Origin of the sequence: Tenacibaculum holothuriorum (assembly GCF_002120225.1) — a bacterium.
Taxonomy (GTDB): domain Bacteria; phylum Bacteroidota; class Bacteroidia; order Flavobacteriales; family Flavobacteriaceae; genus Polaribacter; species Polaribacter holothuriorum.
The window spans coordinates 386,841-408,921 of record NZ_LAPZ01000002.1 but is presented as its reverse complement, the minus strand read 5'-3'; the positions used below and the strand labels follow the sequence as shown (position 1 = coordinate 408,921).

The following is a 22,081-nucleotide window of genomic DNA, read 5'->3' as shown; positions in this document are numbered from 1 at the left end:
CAACCAAAAATCAACTAACCAAACTTTATTTTTAATTTCTTTTATGTACTGTTTCTCTTGTTATTTTAGTACGTTTTCTGTTACTGTTTCTTGTTGCAGGTTTTGTAGATTTTTTATCTCCTTTAAGGTATTGAATAAATCCTCTACCAGAATATTCGTACGTTGTTTTTGAGTTTACATGATACAAACGTATCGTCTCATCATTTATAACGGTTAAATCAAACTCTTCAGTATCTCCGTTATCATAATTAAGTGTTAAATATTTTAGGTCATCAACACCTTGAACGTTTCTGACAATATAGCTTCCTATAAAGTCCCACTTAATATAATCAATATTCGTGCCAAACGGATCGTGTGATGAAGAGAAGGTCGTATTATTCTCTGGTGTAAACTGTAAAAAGTTTTCATCATCAAACGGATTTGGTGTGCCTCCTTCAGCATGTGTTCTTTCCCAAGCAAGAAACTCTTGTAAGAAGAACTCAATATTATCGTAGAATAATTTATCGTAATCAAAATTATTTCTTTGATAACCGATTAAATAATAACTAAGGTTGCTATTTAAATCGTCTAATCGTATTTCATCTCTAGATAATTGAACAACCCTAAAATCGTATGCACCATCTAATCTATGATTTATTTCAAGTACATCTCGTATTCCGTTGTAATTACCTGTAACTATACCTAAACCGTTTCCTGTTTTTCCTATATCAACAATGTTATTGTTTGCATACATTGTACCGTTTAAGAACGAAATTGTAAACGCTTTTTGTAAAAAAGGAATTTCACCATTACCCGTTGTTCTATGAATATCTACATACCATAAATCATAACTAGATATAAATTCGTTTAAAGGAATAGAATCGTCTATAGGTCCATTATCTACAACACACGAAGTGAATATTGAACTGGTAATTAAAATGGCAAATAGTAATTTTATACGTTTCATAAGCGTTGGTTTTACGGTTATGCTTTGTAAAATTCAAAATGTGTGCCAAAAAATAAATCCACCTAAAACGATAGATGGATTTTAATACGCAGTATGTTAATTTTTAAGGCATAAAGACCTTTTTGTTTTTAATGTCTTCTATTTTAAAATAATAGGTTTTATTATTTTTAACATAACTTATTACTGCTTCATTTTCTTTAAGTTGAAAAGGAAATTTTTCTTCAGGAGCTTTATTTTTAAGCTCACGAGTTGGATCGTTATGTAGAATCAAATCATTTTTATCGTTTACTGTAGATGTGTTAAAAGTTCCTGTAACAAGCTTTTGTTTTTTCTCAGCTCCTGTAAAAACCTTTGTTTTTTTGTTTTGGTAAAATAATTCCTGAAAAGAAACTTCATCGTTAGAAGTATAAGCAATTTTTAATTGAATACTACTATTACCTGGCATTCCACCTACCATTCTTATAGCGTGTGCTGATTGAATTTTAAACGGAGGTTGAGTATCAAACTTAACAGATTTACATTGTGTTAAACCAAGCATGCTAAATAATACTGCAATTAATTTCATAGTTCTTTTCAATTTAAATTGTTTTATAAAGTTGTTATAGAGTAAGTTCATATACTATATATTAATCGTTCTTTCAAATGTTTTTATTTTAGCAATTCAACTTGTATGCCAAGTTACTAATTATAATTAAAGCATAGTACATTGAATTTAAGTTATTGGGAATTAAAAGAGTGGTTTACTAAAGTAGATTTTACAATTGTTGGAAGCGGAATTGTAGGTTTAAATTGTGCATTAACATTAAAAGAAAAATATCCTACAGCTAAAATTTTAATTGTAGAAAAAGGAGTTTTACCTCAAGGAGCAAGCAGTAAAAATGCTGGTTTTGCTTGTTTTGGTAGTATTTCTGAGTTGATAGACGATTTAAAAACTCATACAGAAGAAGAGGTTTTTAATTTAGTAGAAAAACGCTGGAAAGGATTAGAGTTATTAAGGAAAAACCTTGGAGATAACAATATTGATTTTCAGCAAAATAAAGGATACGAACTTTTCTTAGAGGAAGAATTATATGAAGATTGTTTAGAGCAAACTCTAAAAATAAATGAGTTATTACAACCATTATTTAAATCGAACGTTTTTACTGTAGATGATAATAAATTCGGATTTAAAAACATACATCAAAATTATATAACAAATCAGTTTGAAGGACAGATAGATACTGGTAAAATGATTGCTGAATTATTGTTTAAAGTTCAGAGGTTAGGTGTAAAAATTATTAATTCTACCGATGTAATTGCTATGGAAGAATTAGGAAATTTTGTAGAAATAAAAGCCAATTCAGTTTCTTTTAAAACAAAGAAAGTGTTTATTGCTACCAACGGTTTTGCAAAAAAACTATTGAACGAAAATGTTGAACCTGCAAGAGCTCAAGTTTTAATTACAAAACCGATAAAAGACCTACATATTAAAGGAACTTTTCATTTAGACAAAGGCTATTACTATTTTAGAAATATAGACGATAGAATTTTGTTTGGAGGTGGTAGAAATTTAGATTTTAATGGAGAAAATACTGCTGAATTTGGTGAAACGGATTTAATTAAAAATAAATTAGAAGAGTTGTTAAAAACAACCATTTTACCAAATACTTCTTTTGAAATTGACCATCGTTGGAGTGGAATAATGGGTGTTGGTAATCAGAAAAAAGCGATTGTTAAACAGCTTTCAAACAATATATATTGCGGTGTTCGATTAGGAGGAATGGGTGTTGCCATTGGCAGTTTAGTTGGAAAAGAATTAGGAGAACTATTAGAGTAATATGAGCTTAAAAGAAAAATTATATCTACAATGTTTAGAGTTTGTAAACAAACGATTGGCAACTGTTGAAGCTACGATTAGCTCGAATCAAAAAGCTTTGGAAAGCGAAACTAAAAGTTCTGCTGGTGATAAACATGAAACTGGTAGAGCGATGTTACAGTTAGAAATGGAAAAGGCAAGTCAGCAGTTAGTAGGAATTCAACAAATGAAAGAAACACTTGCTAAAATTAATGCTTCAGAAGAAAATAGAATTGCTTGTTTAGGAAGTATCATAACTACAACTTCACATAATTATTTTTTAAGTATTAGTGCTGGTAATTTAAACGTAGATAAGAAGAATTACTTTGCAATTTCTCCTGCATCTCCAATTGGTAGACAATTATTAGGAAAAAAGACTGGAGAACAATTTTTATTTAATGGAAAGGAGTTTTCTATAGTAGCTATTCATTAAGAATATTAAAGCAAACAACTTCTCCCGTATGTAATTTTTCAGAATGACTTATAAACAAGCGTTGATTATTAAAATGCACTTCTATTAACCAATAAAAACCTTTAAAATAAGTATTAATAACGGTTGCTTTAAATTTTGAAGTTTCAGCAATTTTTAGTTGATGCGGATATAGCAGTAATTGTTCGTTATTAATTGTTAATTCATTTACATCGTCAAACAGTGAAGCTACATATTTATCGGTAGTATTTTTATACAAATTATGAGGCGTATCTTTTGCTAAAACAGAATTGTTTCTAATAACAATAAGTGTATCTGCAAAGGATAGCGCATCGTTGCCATCGTGAGTAGCTACAATGCAGGTAATGTTTTTTTCTTTTAAATAATTGAATAAATTTCTACGTAGAGAATTCTTTTTAAAATTATCTATTTGGCTAAACGGTTCATCTAACAACAATAATTCGGGTTCTTTAGCCAAGGCTCTAGCAATAGCAACACGTTGTTGTTGTCCGCCACTTAAGTTTTTAACTTTAGTGTTGGCAAAAGCAGTCATTTCAATAACCTTTAATAATTCTTGGGTTCTTTCTTCGGCTTCTACAGGATAAAAACGAGACAAGAATTTCTTAATATTTTCACTTACTGAAATAAATGGCATTAAATCGAAATCTTGAGCTACGTATTTAAAAAAATCCATTCCAGGAACTAAATGATGTGCAGGACCTAAAATTTCAATATCATTCCAAAATAATGAACCTTTATCTAAATCTAACAATCCGTAAATAGCTTTTAGCAGTGTAGATTTTCCGCAACCACTTTCTCCCATAACACATAAATGTTCTCCTTTTTGTAAAGAAAAATTGATGTTGTTTAGGGTTTCTTTTTTTTTAGAATATGAAAATGAAATATTGTTTACTTGTAGCATAAAACAAAAGTAATGCTTCCAGTTATTTATTTAGAAATAGAAGTTTAAAATTTTATTTGTTGAGATTGTTTCACTTTGTTCGCAATGACGTTTTAGATGAAAAAAACCGACACATTTCTGTATCGGTTTTTAAAATTTTATTTGACGATTTCTATAAAGAAAATCATGCCTAAAAGGTCTGCGACCTTACCAAATTCTAACTCTTTCTTCTGGCTTTAAATACATATTATCACCTTCTTTTACATCAAACGCTTCGTAGAAAGCATCAACGTTTTTAAGAGGCATATAAGCTCTGTATTGACCTGGAGCATGAGTGTTAGTCATGATTAAGTTTTTAAGAGCCTCATCACGCATTTTAGTTCTCCAAATTGTTCCCCAAGAAAGGAAGAAACGTTGCTCTGGAGTAAATCCATCAATTTTCCCTGGATTTCCGTGCTCTTTTAAGTAGATTTTTAATCCTTCGTAAGCAGCTTGTACACCACCTAAATCTCCAATGTTTTCACCTAAAGTATATTCACCGTTTAAGTGCATGCTGTCAATAGCAATAATATCGCTGTATTGCTTAATTAACTTCTCTCCAGCTTTTTTGAATTTTTCAGAATCTTCTTTAGTCCACCAGTTTTTAAGGTTTCCATCACCATCGAAACGAGCTCCAGAATCATCAAAACTATGAGAAATTTCGTGACCAATTACTGCTCCAATTCCACCGTAGTTTACAGCCTCATCTGCTTTGTAGTTATAGAAAGGAGGTTGTAAAATTGCTGCTGGGAACACGATTTCGTTGTTTACTGGGTTAAAGTAAGCGTTTACTGTTTGAGGAGACATTCCCCATTCAGTTCTATCAACTTCTTTACCTAATTTAGCCATGTTCTTTTCAAAATTCCACTTTGAAACGTTAATAGCATTGTCAAAATAAGTTCCTCCGTCTTTTAATCCTTTTACTTGTAAAGCAGAATAATCTTTCCACTTATCTGGATACGCAATCTTAACAGTTAACTTATGTAATTTATCTAGGGCTTTTTTCTTAGTTTCTTCACTCATCCAAGGTAATTGAGCAATACGGTTTTCGAAACCTTTCATTACATTGTCAATCATTTCCTTAGCTTTCTTCTTAGCTTCTGGCGGGAATTTAGCATCTACATACAATTTACCTAAAGCTTCTCCAATAGCACCGTTTAAGTTACCTAAAGCACGCTCATCTCTTGGACGTTGTTGCTTAGCTCCTCGCATTTCTTTGCTGTAGAATTCCCAGTTAGCTTTTTCTAAATCAGTAGATAATAAACCTAAAGAGTTGTTAATAGCATTCCAACGTAATAATAATTTAATGTCTTCTACCGGACGGTTTTTAAGGGTTTCACTCATAGCCTTAAAATAACCTGGATCTGTAACGATTACTTTTTCAAGATCGTTAACTCCAATTCCTTTTAAGTGAGCAGCCCAATCGATAGTAGGAGCTAAAGTAGTTAGTTCCTCAATAGTCATTGGGTTGTACATCTTACGAGTATCTCTACGCTCTTCTTTAGTCATCATTGGTTCTGCTAAGCTCTTTTCGAAAGCAACAATTGTTGCTGCATTTTTCTTTGCAGTAGCTTCATCATCACCAAACTCTTGTAACATTTTAGCTACAAATTTTTGATACTTTTCTAGCTTGTCCTTTACCTTAGCATCTACATAATAATCTCTTGATAATCCAAGACCACCAGCACCTAAGTAACCAGCGTTCATATTACTGTTTTTAAGGTCGTTGAAAACACCAAAACCATAAAAACCTCCACCACCGTAAGGAGCCATATTTGTAATAAACTCTTGTACGCCGTTTAAGTCCTTGATTTCATCAATTTTCTTAAGGAAAGGTTTAACAGGTGCTTTACCCGCTTTGTTTCTTGCTACCGTATCCATAATAGTTTGGTAGTAGTTTACTGCCTTTTCTTGATCTGAATCTATTTCGTTTCCGTTAGCATCTTTTACTTTAGGAAAATCTCTTTTTTCGATTGCATCGTTTAAAATAGCTAAAACATCTGCATCTGTTTTTTTACGTAGCTCACCAAAACCTCCCCAAGAAGTTCTATCGGCAGGAATTTCTGTTTTATCTAACCAAGCTCCGTTAACATATCTAAAGAAATCATCTGTGGGTTTTACAGATGTATCCATGTTTTCTAAAATGATACCCTGGACTTTTTCTTCAGGTTTTTTGTCTGTTTTACAAGAAGTAATAGCCAGAGAAGCTACTGCTGATGCAAACAAGACTTTGTGAATGGTTTTCATTGTATATTGATTTATGATTTTTCAGTACTTAATATTAATTGCTTTCCTTCTTGTAGCGCTTTTTTGTCTTTTTGTTTTCCGTATTGAGCTCCTATAAACATACCTGGTAAAAAGAAAATCCCTATAAAAGCCATATTACCTAAAGCGGTAGAAAAAATGACTCCCAAAGGTAATCCGAAAACTGTCATTCCTAAAGCCATCCATTGATTTTGATAATATTTTTCAGTTACCAATCCGTGTTGCTTACGAACTAATTCTGTAATATTATGATGCTGAACAACTAGTTTTGTGCTGTATTTATGAGGTTTTCCTTCAAAAGAATTTATAGTTTCTATCTTCTTATTAATTATAGAAATTGTTTCACTAGATAAATTTTTTGTTCTCAACACTTCTAAAAGGAATGTTAGTTTATTAAAATTCTTTTCAAAAGACTTTTTAGTTAATAATTCATCTTTTTTAATCAGTGAAACAATTTCCATAACAGTTTAAATTCGGTTAGTTGTATGTTCTATTAGTGCTTTAAATTAAAAAAATGTTACACTTTAACTCTTTAATTTTGATTTCGGTGGATTTGGTAATGCTTCAAACCCCATATTGAATAATGTGAATCCAAAAATATCTGCATACTGCTCAATAGTTTTAGAAACTGGAGTTCCTGCTCCGTGACCTGCATTGGTTTCAATTCTAATTAATACAGGGTTGTCTCCTTGTTGATTGTCTTGTAATTCAGCAGCAAACTTAAAACTATGGGCTGGTACAACACGATCGTCATGATCTCCTGTAGTAACCATAGTTGCAGGATATGCTTCTTTTTTTACGTTGTGTACTGGTGAATATCCTTTTAAATATTCGAACATTTCTTTGCTTTGTTCTGCAGTTCCATAATCGTAAGCCCAACCTGCACCAGCAGTAAATGTATGGTAACGTAACATGTCTAACACTCCAACCGCTGGTAAAGCTACTTTCATTAAATCTGGTCGTTGCGTCATAGTTGCACCAACTAATAATCCTCCATTAGAACCTCCACGGATTGCTAAATAGTCTGAAGAAGTGTAATTCTCTTTTATTAAATATTCTGCTGCTGCAATAAAATCGTCAAATACATTTTGTTTTTGTAATTGAGTTCCTGCTTTGTGCCATTTTTTTCCGTATTCACCACCACCTCTTAAGTTTGGTACAGCGTAAATTCCGCCTTGTTCCATCCAAACTGCATTGGTAATGCTAAATGATGGCGTTAATGAAACATTGAAACCACCATAACCGTATAAAATAGTTGGATTTTTACCATTCATTTCTGTTCCTTTTTTATACGTAATAATCATAGGAATTTTTGTGCCGTCTTTTGATGTATAAAAAACTTGCTTGCTTTCATAATCATTAGGATTGAATGAGATAGCAGGTTTCCAATATAATTCGTACGTACCTTCTTTTGGATTGAATTTATATGATGAAGTAGGAGTACTGTAATTAGAAAAAGAAAAATATAATTCTTTTGCGTTTGTTTTTCCGCCGAATCCACCTGCAGATCCTACACCTGGTAGTTTTACATCACGGATTAATTTTCCATCAAAATCGTATTGTTTTACTTTTGAAATAGCATCTACCATATACTTTGCAAAGAAATATCCTGCACCTGTAGAAGGTGATAAAACGTTTTCTGTTTCAGCGATGAAATCTTTCCAGTTTTTTGGAGTTGGACTTTTAGCATTTACAGTAACTACTTTCTTATTAGGAGCATTTAAATTTGTTACTAAGTATAATGTTTCCCCACGATTATCAATAACATAAGTGTCGCTATCGTAATTGTTTAAAACAGTTACTAATTTACTATTAGGTGCACTTAAATCTTTTAAGAATAATTTATTACCAGAAGTTGAGGTTGATGCCGAAATAATTAAATATTTATCATCTTCGGTTAAGTAACCTCCTACATATCTGTTTTTTTCCTCTGGAGTAGCTCCAAAGATTACTTCATCACTACTTTGCGGTGTGTTTAATTTATGATAGTATAATTTGTGCTGATCGGTTTTTGCTGAAAGTTCACTTCCTTTTGGTTTGTCGTAACTAGAATAGTAGAAACCTTCGTTACCTTTCCATGCAATTCCAGAGAATTTTACATCTACTATTGTATCGCCAACAATTTCTTTGTTTTTGGCATTCATCACGATAATTTTTCTCCAGTCGCTACCACCTTCAGAAATAGAATACGCTACAATACTTCCGTCTTTTGAAAAACTTACTGAGCCTAAAGATGTCGTTCCGTCTTCAGAAAATGTATTAGGATCTAAGAAAATTTCTTCTTTTCCTTCTTTACTTGTTCTGTATAAAACATATTGGTTTTGTAAACCATTATTTTTATAGAAATATGTAAAATCACCTTCTTTAAATGGAGTTCCCACTTTTTCGTAGTTCCATAGTTCAGACAAACGTTCTTTTAATTGTTCACGATAAGGTATTTTACTTAAATAATCGAAGGTTACTTCGTTTTCGGCTTTTACCCAAGCTTCGGTTTCTTTACTACGATCGTCTTCTAACCAACGGTAGTTGTCGGTTACTTTGGTTCCAAAATACTCATCTACAACTGGTTTCTTAGCTGTTTCGGGGTAATTCACTTCTATACTTTTTTTAAGTTCTGTTTTTTTGCAAGATATTATTAATGTACTGGCAACCAGAATAGGGAATATTAGTTTTTTCATTATTTAAATGAGTTAGTTAATGCTTTCAAAATTAGAAGAAAAAAAGCGAGAAATGTTACATTTTAAGAGGATTTTAACACTAAAATGTAATCTTGTAAGAACAGGAAATAAAAACGACTACCTTTATACTCAATTTATTTCTAGGAAAAGAAATAACTAAACAATTAATAATGACAGAGAATTTAACTAAAGAAACCTTTTTTGAAAAGGTATTTAATTACGAGGAAAATAAAGAGTGGAAGTTTGAAGGAGATAAACCGGCATTAATTGATTTTTATGCAGATTGGTGTGGTCCATGTAAAGCATTGGCTCCTGTACTTGAAGAATTAGGTAAAGAATATGAAGGTAAAGTTGATATTTACAAAATAGATACAGAAGCAGAACGAGAACTTTCTGCTGCATTTGGTATTAGAAGTATACCTTCTATGTTGTTTTGCCCTGTAGGAGAAGAACCGCAAATGGCACATGGAGCATTGCCTAAAAAACAAATAGAACAGATTATTGCTGATGTTTTAAAAGTAAAAAAATAAGCGGAATATACATTTAAAAATACCAGTTATACATTACTGTTTTATAAAATTAGACTTGTAATGTATATTGCACTCGAAAATTGTTATTAATAACAATATTTAGAAACTGAAAGAGAAATCATACTGGTATTTTAAGGGGTAATTAACCACTATGAGCATTAAAAAAAATGACGCCAACAGCGTCATTTTTTTTATGCAAAAAACTCAAATAAGAAACTCAGTGTTTATCACTACGTAAGCTAATTTTTTATTTTTAATCAGTTGGTTATTAGGTTTTTGAAAAAATGTGTTTTTTAGTTTTTTTTATGATGAAAACGTGTTTTGTTAAAAACTTCAAGGGATTTGTGAATAAGTATAACTTTCAATTTTTAGCAATTTTTTCAATCTTTGTTTTTCCCCTAGAAAACGAAAAATAAAACAACCTTTTAGCCAAAAAAAATGTCTGTAATCGAACCTATTTTACAAGAAAACAAAGACCGTTTTGTTATTTTTCCTATTCAACATAATGATTTGTGGGAATGGTATAAAAAACAACAAGCTTGTTTTTGGACTGCAGAGGAAATTGACCTGCACTCTGACCTAAATGACTGGAATAATAAATTAAATGACGATGAGCGTTACTTTATTAAACACATTTTAGCATTCTTTGCTGCGTCAGACGGAATTGTTAATGAAAATTTAGCAGAAAACTTTGTAAACGAGGTTCAGTATTCAGAAGCAAAATTCTTTTATGGGTTCCAAATTATGATGGAGAATATCCATTCTGAAACCTATTCATTATTAATAGATACTTATATTAAAGATGAAGAGGAAAAGAATAAGTTATTTAAGGCAATAGAAGTTTTTCCTGCAATTAAGAAAAAAGCAGAATGGGCGTTAAAATGGATTGAGTCTGATTCGTTTGCAGAGCGTTTAATTGCTTTTGCTGCAGTAGAAGGAATTTTCTTTTCAGGATCTTTCTGTTCTATTTTTTGGCTTAAAAAACGTGGGCTTTTACCAGGTTTAACTTTTTCTAACGAGTTAATTTCTCGTGACGAAGGTATGCACTGTGATTTTGCTGTACACTTGCACAACAATCACATTATAAATAAAGTGCCGAAAGAACGTATTCGCGAAATTATTGTAAATGCATTAGATATTGAGCGTGAGTTTATCACCGAATCTTTACCAGTAAGTTTAATTGGTATGAATGCAAAATTAATGACGCAATATTTAGAATTTGTAACCGATCGTTTATTATTAGAGTTTGGTTGCGAAAAAGAATACGATGCAACAAACCCGTTCGATTTTATGGAAATGATTTCTTTAGAAGGAAAAACAAATTTCTTCGAAAAAAGAGTATCAGAATATCAAAAAGCGGGAGTAAAATCAGGAGGAACTGGAAGTATTAGTTTCGACGCTGATTTCTAAAAAATAATTTCAATACTGCTATCCCCTACATGCGGTTTATTATTAAAGCACTTGCTGCTTTAACAGGACGTATATTGTTTCAAAAGAAGCAAATGAAAAATTAAAAAGAATAACAAAAAATCACACAAATTAACCTTATTTAAAACCAAACCAAAATATGTATGTAGCGAAAAGAGACGGTAGAAGAGAGCCAGTAATGTTCGATAAAATTACAGCTCGTGTACGAAAGATGTGTTACGGATTAAACAATATTGTAGATCCGGTAAAAGTAGCCATGAGGGTTATTGAAGGAATTTATGACGGAGTAACAACTTCTGAATTAGATAATTTAGCAGCAGAAATTGCCGCTACTATGACAACTGCGCATCCCGATTATGCAAAATTAGCAGCTCGTATTGCCGTATCTAACTTACATAAAAATACTAAGAAGTCTTTTTCTGAAACGATGACGGATTTGTATGAATATGTAAATCCACGTACAGGAAAAAACGCCTCGTTATTAGCAGATGATGTATATGAAATCATCATGAAAAATGCTGATAAATTAGATTCAACAATTATTTATAGTAGAGATTTTAACTACGATTATTTTGGTTTTAAAACGTTAGAAAGATCTTACTTATTAAAGTTAAACGGTAACATTGTTGAGCGTCCGCAACAAATGTTAATGCGTGTATCTATAGGAATTCACAAAGAAGATATAGACGAAGCTATTGCTACATACGAGCTAATGAGTAAAAAATATTTTACACACGCTACACCAACATTATTTAATTCAGGTACACCAAAACCTCAAATGTCATCTTGTTTCTTATTACAAATGCAAGACGATAGTATTGAAGGTATTTATGATACATTAAAGCAAACTGCAAAAATTTCTCAATCGGCAGGAGGAATCGGATTATCTATCCATAACATTCGTGCTACCGGAAGTTATATTGCTGGAACAAACGGAACATCAAACGGAATTGTTCCAATGTTACGTGTATTTAACGATACAGCTCGTTATGTAGATCAAGGAGGAGGAAAGCGTAAGGGTTCTTTTGCAATGTATTTAGAGCCTTGGCATGCCGATATTTTCGATTTCTTAGACTTAAAAAAGAACCATGGTAAAGAAGAGATGCGTGCGCGTGATTTATTCTATGCAATGTGGATTTCTGATTTATTCATGAAACGTGTTCAAGAAGATGGAGAATGGACGTTAATGTGTCCGCACGAGTGCCCACACTTATACGATACTTACGGAGAAGAATTTGAACGTTTATATACAAGTTACGAAGCGGCTGGTAAAGGAAGAAAAACGATTAAAGCACGTGATTTATGGGAGAAAATCTTAGAATCTCAAATTGAGACAGGAACTCCATACATGTTATATAAAGATGCTGCAAACCGTAAGTCTAATCAAAAGAATTTAGGTACTATTCGTTCATCGAACTTATGTACGGAGATTATGGAATATACTGCCGAAGATGAGGTAGCAGTATGTAACTTAGCATCGATAGCAATACCAATGTTTGTTGCTGAAGATGAAAACGGAAATAAATTCTTTGATCACCAAAAATTATTCGATGTAACTAAAAAAGTGGTTAGAAACTTAGATACTGTAATCGACCGCAATTACTATCCAGTAATCGAAGCAGAGAATTCTAACATGCGCCATCGTCCGGTAGGATTAGGAATTCAAGGATTAGCAGATGCATTTATCATGTTACGTTTACCGTTTACATCAGAAGAAGCAAAGAAGTTAAATCAAGAAATTTTCGAAACCTTATATTTCGCAGCAGTTACTTCATCTATGGAGGTTGCTAAAGCTAAAGGAGCATATTCTACGTTCGAAGGTTCACCGATGTCTCAAGGAGAATTCCAATACAACATGTGGGGAATTCAAGATGATGAATTAAGCGGAAGATGGGATTGGAAATCATTACGTAAAGAAGTAATGGAAAACGGAGTTCGTAACTCGTTATTAGTTGCGCCAATGCCTACAGCATCTACTTCTCAAATCTTAGGAAACAACGAAGCGTTCGAACCATATACTTCTAATATTTATACGCGTAGAGTATTATCTGGTGAATTCATTGTTGTTAACAAACACTTATTAGAAGATTTAGTAGAATTAGGCTTATGGGATAATAATATGAAGGAAGATATTATGCGTGCAAACGGATCTATTCAACATATTGAAGAAATTCCACAAGACCTAAAAGACTTATATAAAACAGTTTGGGAAATGAGTATGAAAGATATTATTGATATGGCTCGCCATAGAGGATATTTTATCGATCAATCTCAATCGTTAAACTTATTTATGAAAGATCCTGATTACGGTAAACTTACTTCAATGCATTTCTATGCATGGAAAAGTGGCTTAAAAACAGGAATGTACTACTTACGTACTAAGTCGGCAGTAAATGCAAAACAGTTTACTTTAGATGTAAAAAAGAAAGAAGAAGATAAGCCAATGAGTGCTGAAGAATTTAAGGCAATGGTTGATGCTTCTAAAAATGCAGAAGGACCAGACGACTGCTTAATGTGTGGTTCTTAAAAATAGTTATTAAATGCTTTCATTGAAGGGCGAAAGTAAGTTAATTTTAAAGCAAAAGAGAAGTCGAAAGGCTTCTCTTTTAAAAGAAAATTTTAAAAATAAATATATAGAGTAGAAACAAAACATAAAAAAAAGCGATACTGGAAATATCGCTCTTGGTAAAATATTTTAATTTTTTCCTTTGGACGGGAGTAAAAATTATTAAAGAAAAAGAGTATTGAGATTAACTCATCTCTTTCTTTGTTCTTCAAACTTACAAAACAGTATTCTTTTCACCAAGTTATTTTTCTAAATTTTATAAGAGCTTAAAACAAGTTTTATGGCCTTGTTTCTAGGCTTGCGAACCGACTTATTAACAAAAAAACAAAAAGTTAATAAGTTAAAAAACAATATAATTTATGGAATATTTCATTTCAATCAATCAATTTGTAGATTTCTCTAAAGGGACAGAGTCTAAAAAGAAAAGAATAATAAGGCAACAAAAAGAGCCTAATAAATTTATGATATCATTATATCAAACCTCAAGGGCTAGTATTAAAAAATCATTGGCAAACAATGGAGATAATAAACCTATTATAGAAGGGTTAGAAAGACTTAAGAGTAGGATGCCTGTTAAACCTAGGCAAATATTAAACAAAACTATTTCTATTGAGGCAATCCAAAGGTATATGAAAATAAAAATACCTAGTATTTTAAGAAATCATAAAATAGATATTATTAAGAAACCAAAAATAAAATCAATTTTTATAGAAGGAGTTGAAGTTTTAGTTTCTCCAGATGTTATTTTTACTATAATATATAATGAAGAAAAATATATTGGTGGAATAAAAATACACATATCGAAAAGGAATGTGTTTAGCTTAGAAGATTCTCAAAAAGTATCTTTTTTAATTGAAGAATACTTAAAGGTAATTGGAGATGATTATGGAGCAAAAATTTTACCTGAATTATGTTTTTCTTTAGATGTTTTTGATGGTAGAATGATTTCTTCTCCCAAAAATAAATTCTTTTTTTTAGAAAAAATTAAAGATACTGCAAGAGAGATAAAAACTTTTTGGAAGGTGGCATAATTATTAAGTTAAAAGAGAGGTCTAAAGGCTTCTCTTTTTTCGTATTTTCGACAAAATTTTAGAAGATGATGAACTGGGAACAACTCCTATCGTTAAAAAAACACGGAGATACTCAAAAAAGAGAAAGAGCAGCACAAGACGAAACTCGTTTAGGTTTTGAGGTAGATTATGATAGAATTATATTTTCATCGGCATTTCGTAGTTTACAAGATAAAACACAGGTAATTCCGCTTTCTAAAACCGACTTTGTTCATACGCGTTTAACACATAGTTTAGAGGTTTCTGTAGTTGGGCGTACATTAGGGAGAAAAGTAGGAAAGGTACTTTTAGAACGTCATCCGAACTTAAAAGAATTAGGTTACACTTTTAACGATTTTGGTGCTATTGTAGCAGCAGCTTCTGTAATGCACGATATTGGAAATCCACCTTTTGGACATTCAGGAGAAAAAGCGATTGGCGAGTATTTTAAAACAGGAAAAGGACTTCTGTATAAAAATGAGTTAACCGACTTGCAGTATCAAGATTTAATTGATTTTGAAGGAAATGCAAACGGATTTAAAATTCTAACTGAAAGTAGAGAAGGAATCGAAGGAGGTTTACGTTTATCGTATGCAACTTTAGGAGCATTTATAAAATATCCAAAAGAGTCTTTACCAAAGAAACCAACACCACATATTGTAGATAAGAAGTACGGTTTCTTTCAAAGCGAAAAAGAAGCATTTTTAGATATTGTCTCTGATTTAGGATTGATTAAAAAAGAAAGTTCTGGAGTTTCGTATTATCGTCATCCATTGGCATATTTAGTAGAAGCAGCAGATGATATTTGCTATACAATAATCGATTTTGAAGATGGTATAAACCTTGGATTAATAGACGAAAGTTATGCTTTAGAATACATGTCTAAGCTAACCAAGAATATTAATAGAGATAAGTATTATGCGCTTCAACATAAAAAAGATCGTACAGCTTATTTACGTGCTATTGCCATCGGTTCTTTAATAGAAGAAGCTGTTACTATATTTTTAGATAATGAAGATGCTATTTTAAAAGGAGAATTTGATAGAGGATTGTTAGATAAATGTCAATACGAAGCTCAAATAAATGATATTATAGCTATTTGTGTAGAAAAAATATACAAGAGTAAAGAAGTGGTAGAGAAGGAGGTAGCAGGTTATAAAATTATTGCCGATTTACTAAATGTTTTTGTTACTGCATTAAACAATAAGCATGATAACAAAATGTCTAATTACGATAAATTGGTGCTGAACTTATTACCAGATCAATATCAGCAAGAAAAAGAATATGTGTACGATAGAATTATGCAAATATGCAGTTATGTAGCTGGTTTATCAGACGGATTTGCAATTAGACTTCACAAAAAAATAACAGGAAATATTATATAATTTATAAGCAAAAATCCCGCCAATTGGCGGGATTGAGCATTAATCTAAAATCTACCTATTTAACAAGTAGTGTATATTGTGGCGTTGGATTTAACGGACAGAAATATACATACTCGCCCTTTTTTAATGCTACCTTTTTTGATGTAGACTTCTTATTATTTTTAACTAAAGAAGTAACATATGCATTTTTAATATGATGCTTTTGGTCGGTTTTTCCTTTCGGAGCTAACACAAAACCTACATCATGTCCTACATTTTTATTAGAAATTTCAAAAACATAGGTTCCTTCATCTAATGTTATAGACTTTTGAGTAAACTCACCTTTAGTTTGTTCTAAGCTTACAGTTTTTACTTCTTGTGCGTTTGCTTGAAAAGCAAAACCTAATACGAATACTACAATTGCGATTAATTTTTTCATGTTTATTTAAGTTAATTTGATGTTACAATTTCTTTTGATTTTGAGTAGTGTTTTTAAGACAAACTCCCGTGTAAAACTTTAAAACACTACTCGTTTAAACCAAAACAGTTTTTAAATATTTACAGTAAATTTTCCTGCTTCAACTTTTGGAAAATCTATTTCAGTTTCAGCAATATGATTTACATAATTTGTTAATGTATTAGAAACAACGTTTAAAACAATTTCTAAAACGTCACTATCGTTATAACCTGCTTCTTTTACTGCCGAAAGTTGCTCTGAAGTTACGTTTCCACGATTTTTAGTTACTAGTTTAGCAAACTCTAAACCTGCTTGAGTTTTGGCATCGTTAGAGACTCCTTGTCTGTTTTGCTCAGTTTCTGCCTCGGTTAATCCGTTCATTTTACCAATAGCAGTGTGAGCAGATAAACAATAGTTACATTCATTTTCTTCTGCAATAGCTAAAGCTAATTGCTCTCTAAATTTGTTTGAAAAGTTTCCGCTAGCGGTTAATTCTCCTAAACTTAAATAACTTTTTAAAGTAGCTGGTGAGTTACCGAAAACTTTAATTAAGTTTGGTATAAAACCTAACTTGTTTTGTACAGCGTTAAATAATTCTTTTGCTTCACCAGTTGTTGTTTCTGGATTTAATGTTTCAATTCTTGTACTCATGGTTATATTTTTTAAGATTATTAATTATTATTGTTACAGTTGCAAATTTCTCTTTCAGGAAATTGAGCATCGTATTCTTGATATCCCCAACAATTAGGGCATTGATAATTTTGTGTTTCTTTCATCTTTTTAAGTGTTTATATTCTTCAAAAAAGAATGATTAAAAATTCTGGTACAAAGATGCGACGAGAATAGACCTTAAAAAATGGACAGAAGTTCCTAGTACTTGCACATAGGTAATTTATTAACCTATGTTAATAGGTAAATAGTAATAGTAAGTGTATATTTGTAGTGTATAATAAGTGAAGGGATTATACATTTCTCTATATGATTCCCCCTATAAGATAGAACTAACTACTCGTAGCCCCTAAAAGTGTTGCGAGTTTTTTTATGCAAAAAAATCATTTCTTAACATATGTTAAGAAATATAAGGAAAAAGCGTCTTATATTTGAAACGTGATTATGAAATAATTATATCCCCTATATTTATTTCCCTTAATAATAACCCCGTATACTCGTAGCCCCCAAAAGTTGCGAGTTTTTTTGTTTTTAAGCAAAAAATAATTCCTTTTCTTGTTGAAATTTCTTTGGAGATTTACCTGTAGCTTTTGTGAAGAATCTTGAAAAATACGCAGGATCATTAAATCCTAATTCAAAAGCAATATGTTTTACATTTTCATTAGAATATAAAAGTTGTCTTTTAGCTTCAGTGATAATTCTATTTTTAATAAAATCACTTGGAGTTTGTGAGCCTATTTTTTGAAAGTGTTTTGTTAATGATTTAGGTGAAACCCCTAGTCTATTTGCATAATCGGTAACACTATGTAGCTGTTTAAAGTTTTGCTCTACTAATAAACTAAAATCTTTAAAAAGCTTAGTTTCAGAATCTTCTTTTACAAAAGAATGTTCTTTTTTAATTCGAACTGAATGAATAATAAATTGTTTTAAATATGATTGTAACATTTCATACTGTGCAGCTTCATTTAATTGAAATTCTTCTACCAAACAATCAATGATAAAACTGAGCTTTTTTACATCTTTTTCAGAAGGAGCAACAAGAGGAGTTTCATAAACATTATTAAACAAAACACCGTTACAAGATATTTCTGAATCGTGTGTTTGAATACAGTAAAAATCACGATTGAAACTTAATTGATACGCTTCTTTTATCTTTTCAGAATCAACTGAAAAAACTTGACCAGGAGAAAGGAAAAAAAGTACATTTCCGTTAAATGAATAACTTTCAAAATCTATATGATAAGTGCCTGTTCCTTCTTTAATCCAAAATATTTTATAGTTTTCTATTTGTTTAGGCTTATTTACCACACAAGCTTTTTCAAATTGAACCGTTTGTAAACTAAATATGTCTTTATAAGCGTAAGAAGTTATATTTTGAACAGCCATTATCTATATAGTTTTTTTATTGGTCGAAAAAAAACAATTTGCTAACACAAAATACACGAAGTATTTTTGAGTACTATAATTAAAAAGATGAAAAAGTATTTCTTTCTTTTATTCTTAGTTTCAATAGGTAGTTTTGGACAAACAAACTGGCAGAAGTTTAAAAATCTTTCTGGACCTAAAAAAATGTGGGTGTTTTTTCATCCGTTTAAAGCAAAAAAAGCATTGAATGTTTCACGTGAAGCAAATCGAGTTTCCGACTCTATAAAAAACTCCCCTTTGTTAGATAAAGATGGAGCAGGTGGGCAGGTAGATGCTTTTCGTCATGCTTATTGGATGGCATGTTTACGACAAGAAATAGGTGAGAGTGCTGCAAGAAGTTTAGGGAAAGCGCATGAAAAAGAGAATTATCAAACGTATAAAAAGAGAAAATTAGAGGATGGAGTTATTCCTGATAAAGTTTCTTCTGAAATGGATCTGTTTAACAATGAAATAGGGCTTTCGTTGGCTATAAAAGGAAATAAAACATCTCAAAAAGGACTGGTATATCGAATTATCAATGCAATTAAATCAGGGAAATTAAGAGTAATTAAAAAAGATAAGAAAGGTCGTTTTTTAACTTGTGACGGGGCTCTTATCTCAAAAGAAAAACTAAAAGGGAAATGGGAGAATGATAAATGCCTAGTGAAATCTAATTATAAATAAGGAGATTTAAGTGAAAACTCTATTTATACCCATTCTAAATATTTAAGAAAAGAATTCGTAAAGTTTGTGCAAGTAGTGTATAGCCATTAAATTTGTGCTTATTATTTAATCAATAAACAAAATAATGAGCGGATTATTAAAATCTTCTATCGGAAGAAAATTTGCCATGGCACTTTCGGCATTTTTCTTAATGTTTTTCTTACTACAACATTTTGCAATTAACCTTACATCAATTTTTCCTGATAATGGTGAAACTTTTAATAAGTTGTCACATTTTATGGGTACTAATGCATTAATTCAATATGTAATGCAACCTGTATTAATTTTTGGTGTGGTATTTCACTTTGTAATGGGATTCATTTTAGAAATTAAAAACAACAGTGCACGTAAAGTAAAGTATGCTAAAAATAATGGAGCTGCTAATTCTACTTGGATGAGTAGAAATATGATTTTTAGTGGAGCTGCAATTTTAGCTTTTATTGTATTACACTTCATTGATTTTTGGTTCCCAGAAATCAATACTAAATTTATTCAAGGAGATTGGAGTGGATTGCACGATGGAGAGTTTAGATATTTCCACGAATTACAACATAAATTTTTAAGTCCAGTAAGAGTTGCTGCATATGTAGTTGCTTTTGTATTCTTAGCATTACATTTATTGCATGGGTTTAATTCTGCGTTCCAATCAGTTGGAGCTAACAACAAATACACAAGAGGATTGAAAACTTTTGGTAAAGTTTACGCAATTGGTATTCCTGTAGGATTTATCATTATTGCATTATTTCACCATTTCAACCACTAATAAAACCACTTAAATAATATGGCAATTTTAGATTCAAAAGTACCAAAAGGTCCATTAAAAGATAAGTGGACAGATTATAAAGATCATATCGATTTAGTAAACCCTGCTAACAAACGTTTAATTGATGTTATTGTTGTGGGTACAGGTTTAGCTGGAGGTTCTGCCTCTGCAACTTTAGCCGAATTAGGATATAATGTAAAAGCATTTGCATATCAAGATTCACCTCGTAGAGCACACTCTATTGCAGCTCAAGGAGGTATTAATGCTGCTAAAAACTATCAAGGAGATGGGGATTCTTTCTACCGTTTATTTTACGATACTGTAAAAGGTGGAGATTACCGTTCTCGTGAGGCAAACGTGTATCGTTTGGCACAAGTTTCAGCAAATATTATCGACCAATGTGTTGCACAAGGAGTTCCTTTTGCACGTGATTATGGAGGTCAGTTAGATAACCGTTCGTTCGGTGGTGTATTAGTTTCGAGAACTTTTTATGCGAAAGGGCAAACAGGTCAGCAATTATTATTAGGAGCTTATTCGGCAATGAACCGTCAAATTGCTCGTGGTAAGATTGAAATGTTCAATCGCCACGAAATGTTAGACGTTGTTATTGTTGATGGAAAAGCGCGTGGAATTATTGCTCGTAACTTAGTTACTGGAGAAATTGAAAGACATTCAGCTCACGCAGTAGTTATTGCATCTGGTGGATACGGAAATGTATATTTCTTATCAACTAACGCAATGGGTTCTAATGCTACTGCTGCATGGAAAATTCATAAAAAAGGAGCGTTTTTCGCAAATCCTTGTTATACACAAATTCACCCAACCTGTATTCCTCGTTCGGGAGATTACCAATCGAAATTAACGTTAATGTCTGAATCATTACGTAACGATGGTCGTATTTGGGTTCCTAAGAATATGGACGATGTAATGGCAATTAGAGAAGGTCGTAAAAAACCTACTGATTTGTCTGAAGAAGAAAGAGATTATTACTTAGAAAGAAGATATCCTGCCTTTGGTAACTTAGTACCTCGTGATGTTGCTTCTCGTGCAGCAAAAGAACGTTGTGATGCTGGTTACGGAGTTAATGCAACTGGTGAAGCTGTTTATTTAGATTTTAAATCGGCAATTGAGCGTTACGGTAAAGAACAAGCAAAGTTAAAAGGAATTGAAAACCCTTCTGCTGCTAAAATTACTGAATTAGGTGAAGCAATTGTTGAAGCTAAATATGGAAACTTATTCCAAATGTATGAGAAGATTGTTGATGACAATCCATACAAAACACCAATGATGATTTATCCTGCAACGCATTATACCATGGGAGGTATTTGGGTAGATTATAATTTAATGACTACCATTCCTGGTTGTTATGCTATTGGAGAAGCAAACTTCTCTGATCACGGAGCTAACCGTTTAGGGGCTTCTGCTTTAATGCAAGGTTTAGCGGATGGATACTTTGTATTACCATACACTATCGGAGATTATTTAGCAGACGATATTCGTACAGGAAAAATTTCTACAGACACCAAAGAATTTGAAGAAGCTGAAAATGCTGTAAAAGATCGTATCGATTTCTTCATCAATAATAAAGGAGAACATTCAGTAGATTATTACCACAAGAAATTAGGAAAAATCATGTGGGAAAAATGTGGAATGGCTCGTAACGAACAAGGTTTAAAAGAAGCAATGACAGAAATTAAAGCGTTACGTGAAGATTTCTGGAAAAATGTAACTGTACCTGGAGATGCTAATGAAATGAATCCTGAATTAGAGAAAGCAGGTCGTGTAGCTGATTTCTTAGAGTTAGGAGAATTATTCGCAAAAGATGCATTAAATAGAACTGAATCTTGTGGAGGTCACTTTAGAGAAGAATCTGTTGAATTAGATGGTCCTCAAAAAGGTGAAGCAAAACGTGATGATGAAAACTTTGCATATGTAGCGGCTTGGGAATATAAAGGAGAGCCAGCAGATGCTGTTTTACACAAAGAAGAATTAGAGTTTAACGATATTGAACTAAAACAACGTTCATACAAATAAG

General features: G+C 31.8%; 19 protein-coding genes. 10 read left to right on the top strand and 9 right to left on the bottom strand.

What is annotated here, in order from left to right; translation table 11 throughout:
* Positions 1-31: 31 nt before the first annotated feature.
* Both WH52_RS04795 and WH52_RS04790 read right to left on the bottom strand, forming a co-directional pair.
* On the bottom strand, positions 32-946 hold the full coding sequence (locus tag WH52_RS04795) for a hypothetical protein (protein ID WP_086029795.1): 915 nt from the start codon (positions 944-946) through the stop codon (positions 32-34).
* 103 nt (positions 947-1,049) lie between these two features.
* Positions 1,050-1,511 (bottom strand): hypothetical protein, encoded by a 462-nt coding sequence (locus tag WH52_RS04790; protein WP_143592054.1) that lies wholly within the window; start codon positions 1,509-1,511, stop codon positions 1,050-1,052.
* Between the two features lie 141 nt (positions 1,512-1,652).
* On the opposite strand from WH52_RS04790, the gene WH52_RS04785 reads away from it, so the two are divergent.
* Together WH52_RS04785 and WH52_RS04780 are read left to right on the top strand one after the other, a co-directional pair.
* Positions 1,653-2,762 carry an NAD(P)/FAD-dependent oxidoreductase gene (locus tag WH52_RS04785; protein ID WP_086029793.1) on the top strand — a complete coding sequence of 370 codons (1,110 nt, stop codon included), beginning with the start codon at positions 1,653-1,655 and terminating at the stop codon, positions 2,760-2,762.
* Between the two features lies 1 nt (position 2,763).
* Positions 2,764-3,213: a GreA/GreB family elongation factor gene (locus tag WH52_RS04780; RefSeq protein WP_086029792.1), complete on the top strand. Its 450-nt coding sequence runs from the start codon at positions 2,764-2,766 to the stop codon at positions 3,211-3,213.
* Here WH52_RS04780 and WH52_RS04775 read toward each other — a convergent pair.
* From WH52_RS04775 to WH52_RS04760, 4 genes are all read right to left on the bottom strand, one after another.
* A complete protein-coding gene (locus WH52_RS04775) occupies positions 3,203-4,132 on the bottom strand; it encodes an ABC transporter ATP-binding protein (protein ID WP_086029791.1) in 930 nt (309 codons plus the stop codon). The genes WH52_RS04780 and WH52_RS04775 overlap by 11 nt on opposite strands.
* A gap of 186 nt (positions 4,133-4,318) precedes the next feature.
* Complete coding sequence (locus WH52_RS04770; RefSeq protein WP_086029790.1) at positions 4,319-6,397, bottom strand: M13 family metallopeptidase; 2,079 nt, start codon at positions 6,395-6,397, stop codon at positions 4,319-4,321.
* Positions 6,398-6,408: 11 nt separating this feature from the next.
* Positions 6,409-6,876 carry a hypothetical protein gene (locus WH52_RS04765; protein WP_086029789.1) on the bottom strand — a complete coding sequence of 156 codons (468 nt, stop codon included), beginning with the start codon at positions 6,874-6,876 and terminating at the stop codon, positions 6,409-6,411.
* A 63-nt stretch (positions 6,877-6,939) separates the two neighbouring features.
* Positions 6,940-9,093: a prolyl oligopeptidase family serine peptidase gene (locus WH52_RS04760; RefSeq protein WP_086029788.1), complete on the bottom strand. Its 2,154-nt coding sequence runs from the start codon at positions 9,091-9,093 to the stop codon at positions 6,940-6,942.
* A 170-nt stretch (positions 9,094-9,263) separates the two neighbouring features.
* Here WH52_RS04760 and trxA point away from each other — a divergent pair, with 170 nt between their 5' ends.
* From trxA to WH52_RS04735, 5 genes are all read left to right on the top strand, one after another.
* On the top strand, positions 9,264-9,623 hold the full coding sequence (gene trxA / locus WH52_RS04755) for a thioredoxin (RefSeq protein ID WP_086029787.1): 360 nt from the start codon (positions 9,264-9,266) through the stop codon (positions 9,621-9,623).
* Between the two features lie 438 nt (positions 9,624-10,061).
* On the top strand, positions 10,062-11,033 hold the full coding sequence (locus tag WH52_RS04750; protein WP_086029786.1) for a ribonucleotide-diphosphate reductase subunit beta: 972 nt from the start codon (positions 10,062-10,064) through the stop codon (positions 11,031-11,033).
* A 157-nt stretch (positions 11,034-11,190) separates the two neighbouring features.
* Entirely contained in the window at positions 11,191-13,578 is a 2,388-nt protein-coding gene (locus WH52_RS04745; RefSeq protein WP_086029785.1) for a ribonucleoside-diphosphate reductase subunit alpha, read from the top strand.
* A gap of 398 nt (positions 13,579-13,976) precedes the next feature.
* On the top strand, positions 13,977-14,648 hold the full coding sequence (locus tag WH52_RS04740) for a hypothetical protein (protein ID WP_086029784.1): 672 nt from the start codon (positions 13,977-13,979) through the stop codon (positions 14,646-14,648).
* A gap of 68 nt (positions 14,649-14,716) precedes the next feature.
* Complete coding sequence (locus tag WH52_RS04735) at positions 14,717-16,051, top strand: deoxyguanosinetriphosphate triphosphohydrolase (protein ID WP_086029783.1); 1,335 nt, start codon at positions 14,717-14,719, stop codon at positions 16,049-16,051.
* 55 nt (positions 16,052-16,106) lie between these two features.
* Here the strand turns inward: WH52_RS04735 and WH52_RS04730 are convergent, their stop codons facing one another.
* The 3 genes from WH52_RS04730 to WH52_RS04720 all read right to left on the bottom strand — a co-directional run bounded on the left by WH52_RS04730 (position 16,107) and on the right by WH52_RS04720 (position 18,542).
* Positions 16,107-16,469 (bottom strand): cupredoxin domain-containing protein, encoded by a 363-nt coding sequence (locus WH52_RS04730; RefSeq protein WP_086029782.1) that lies wholly within the window; start codon positions 16,467-16,469, stop codon positions 16,107-16,109.
* A 111-nt stretch (positions 16,470-16,580) separates the two neighbouring features.
* On the bottom strand, positions 16,581-17,138 hold the full coding sequence (locus WH52_RS04725; protein WP_086029781.1) for a carboxymuconolactone decarboxylase family protein: 558 nt from the start codon (positions 17,136-17,138) through the stop codon (positions 16,581-16,583).
* Positions 17,139-17,687: 549 nt separating this feature from the next.
* Positions 17,688-18,542, bottom strand: coding sequence for a helix-turn-helix domain-containing protein (locus WH52_RS04720; RefSeq protein ID WP_086029780.1), 855 nt, complete (start codon positions 18,540-18,542; stop codon positions 17,688-17,690).
* Positions 18,543-18,629: 87 nt separating this feature from the next.
* On the opposite strand from WH52_RS04720, the gene WH52_RS04715 reads away from it, so the two are divergent.
* The 3 genes from WH52_RS04715 (at position 18,630) to WH52_RS04705 (ending at position 22,080) form a co-directional block, all read left to right on the top strand.
* Complete coding sequence (locus WH52_RS04715; protein WP_086029779.1) at positions 18,630-19,244, top strand: DUF6973 domain-containing protein; 615 nt, start codon at positions 18,630-18,632, stop codon at positions 19,242-19,244.
* Positions 19,245-19,368: 124 nt separating this feature from the next.
* Positions 19,369-20,046: a succinate dehydrogenase cytochrome b subunit gene (locus WH52_RS04710; RefSeq protein ID WP_086029778.1), complete on the top strand. Its 678-nt coding sequence runs from the start codon at positions 19,369-19,371 to the stop codon at positions 20,044-20,046.
* Between the two features lie 18 nt (positions 20,047-20,064).
* A complete protein-coding gene (locus WH52_RS04705; protein ID WP_086029777.1) occupies positions 20,065-22,080 on the top strand; it encodes a fumarate reductase/succinate dehydrogenase flavoprotein subunit in 2,016 nt (671 codons plus the stop codon).
* Position 22,081: the final 1 nt, after the last annotated feature.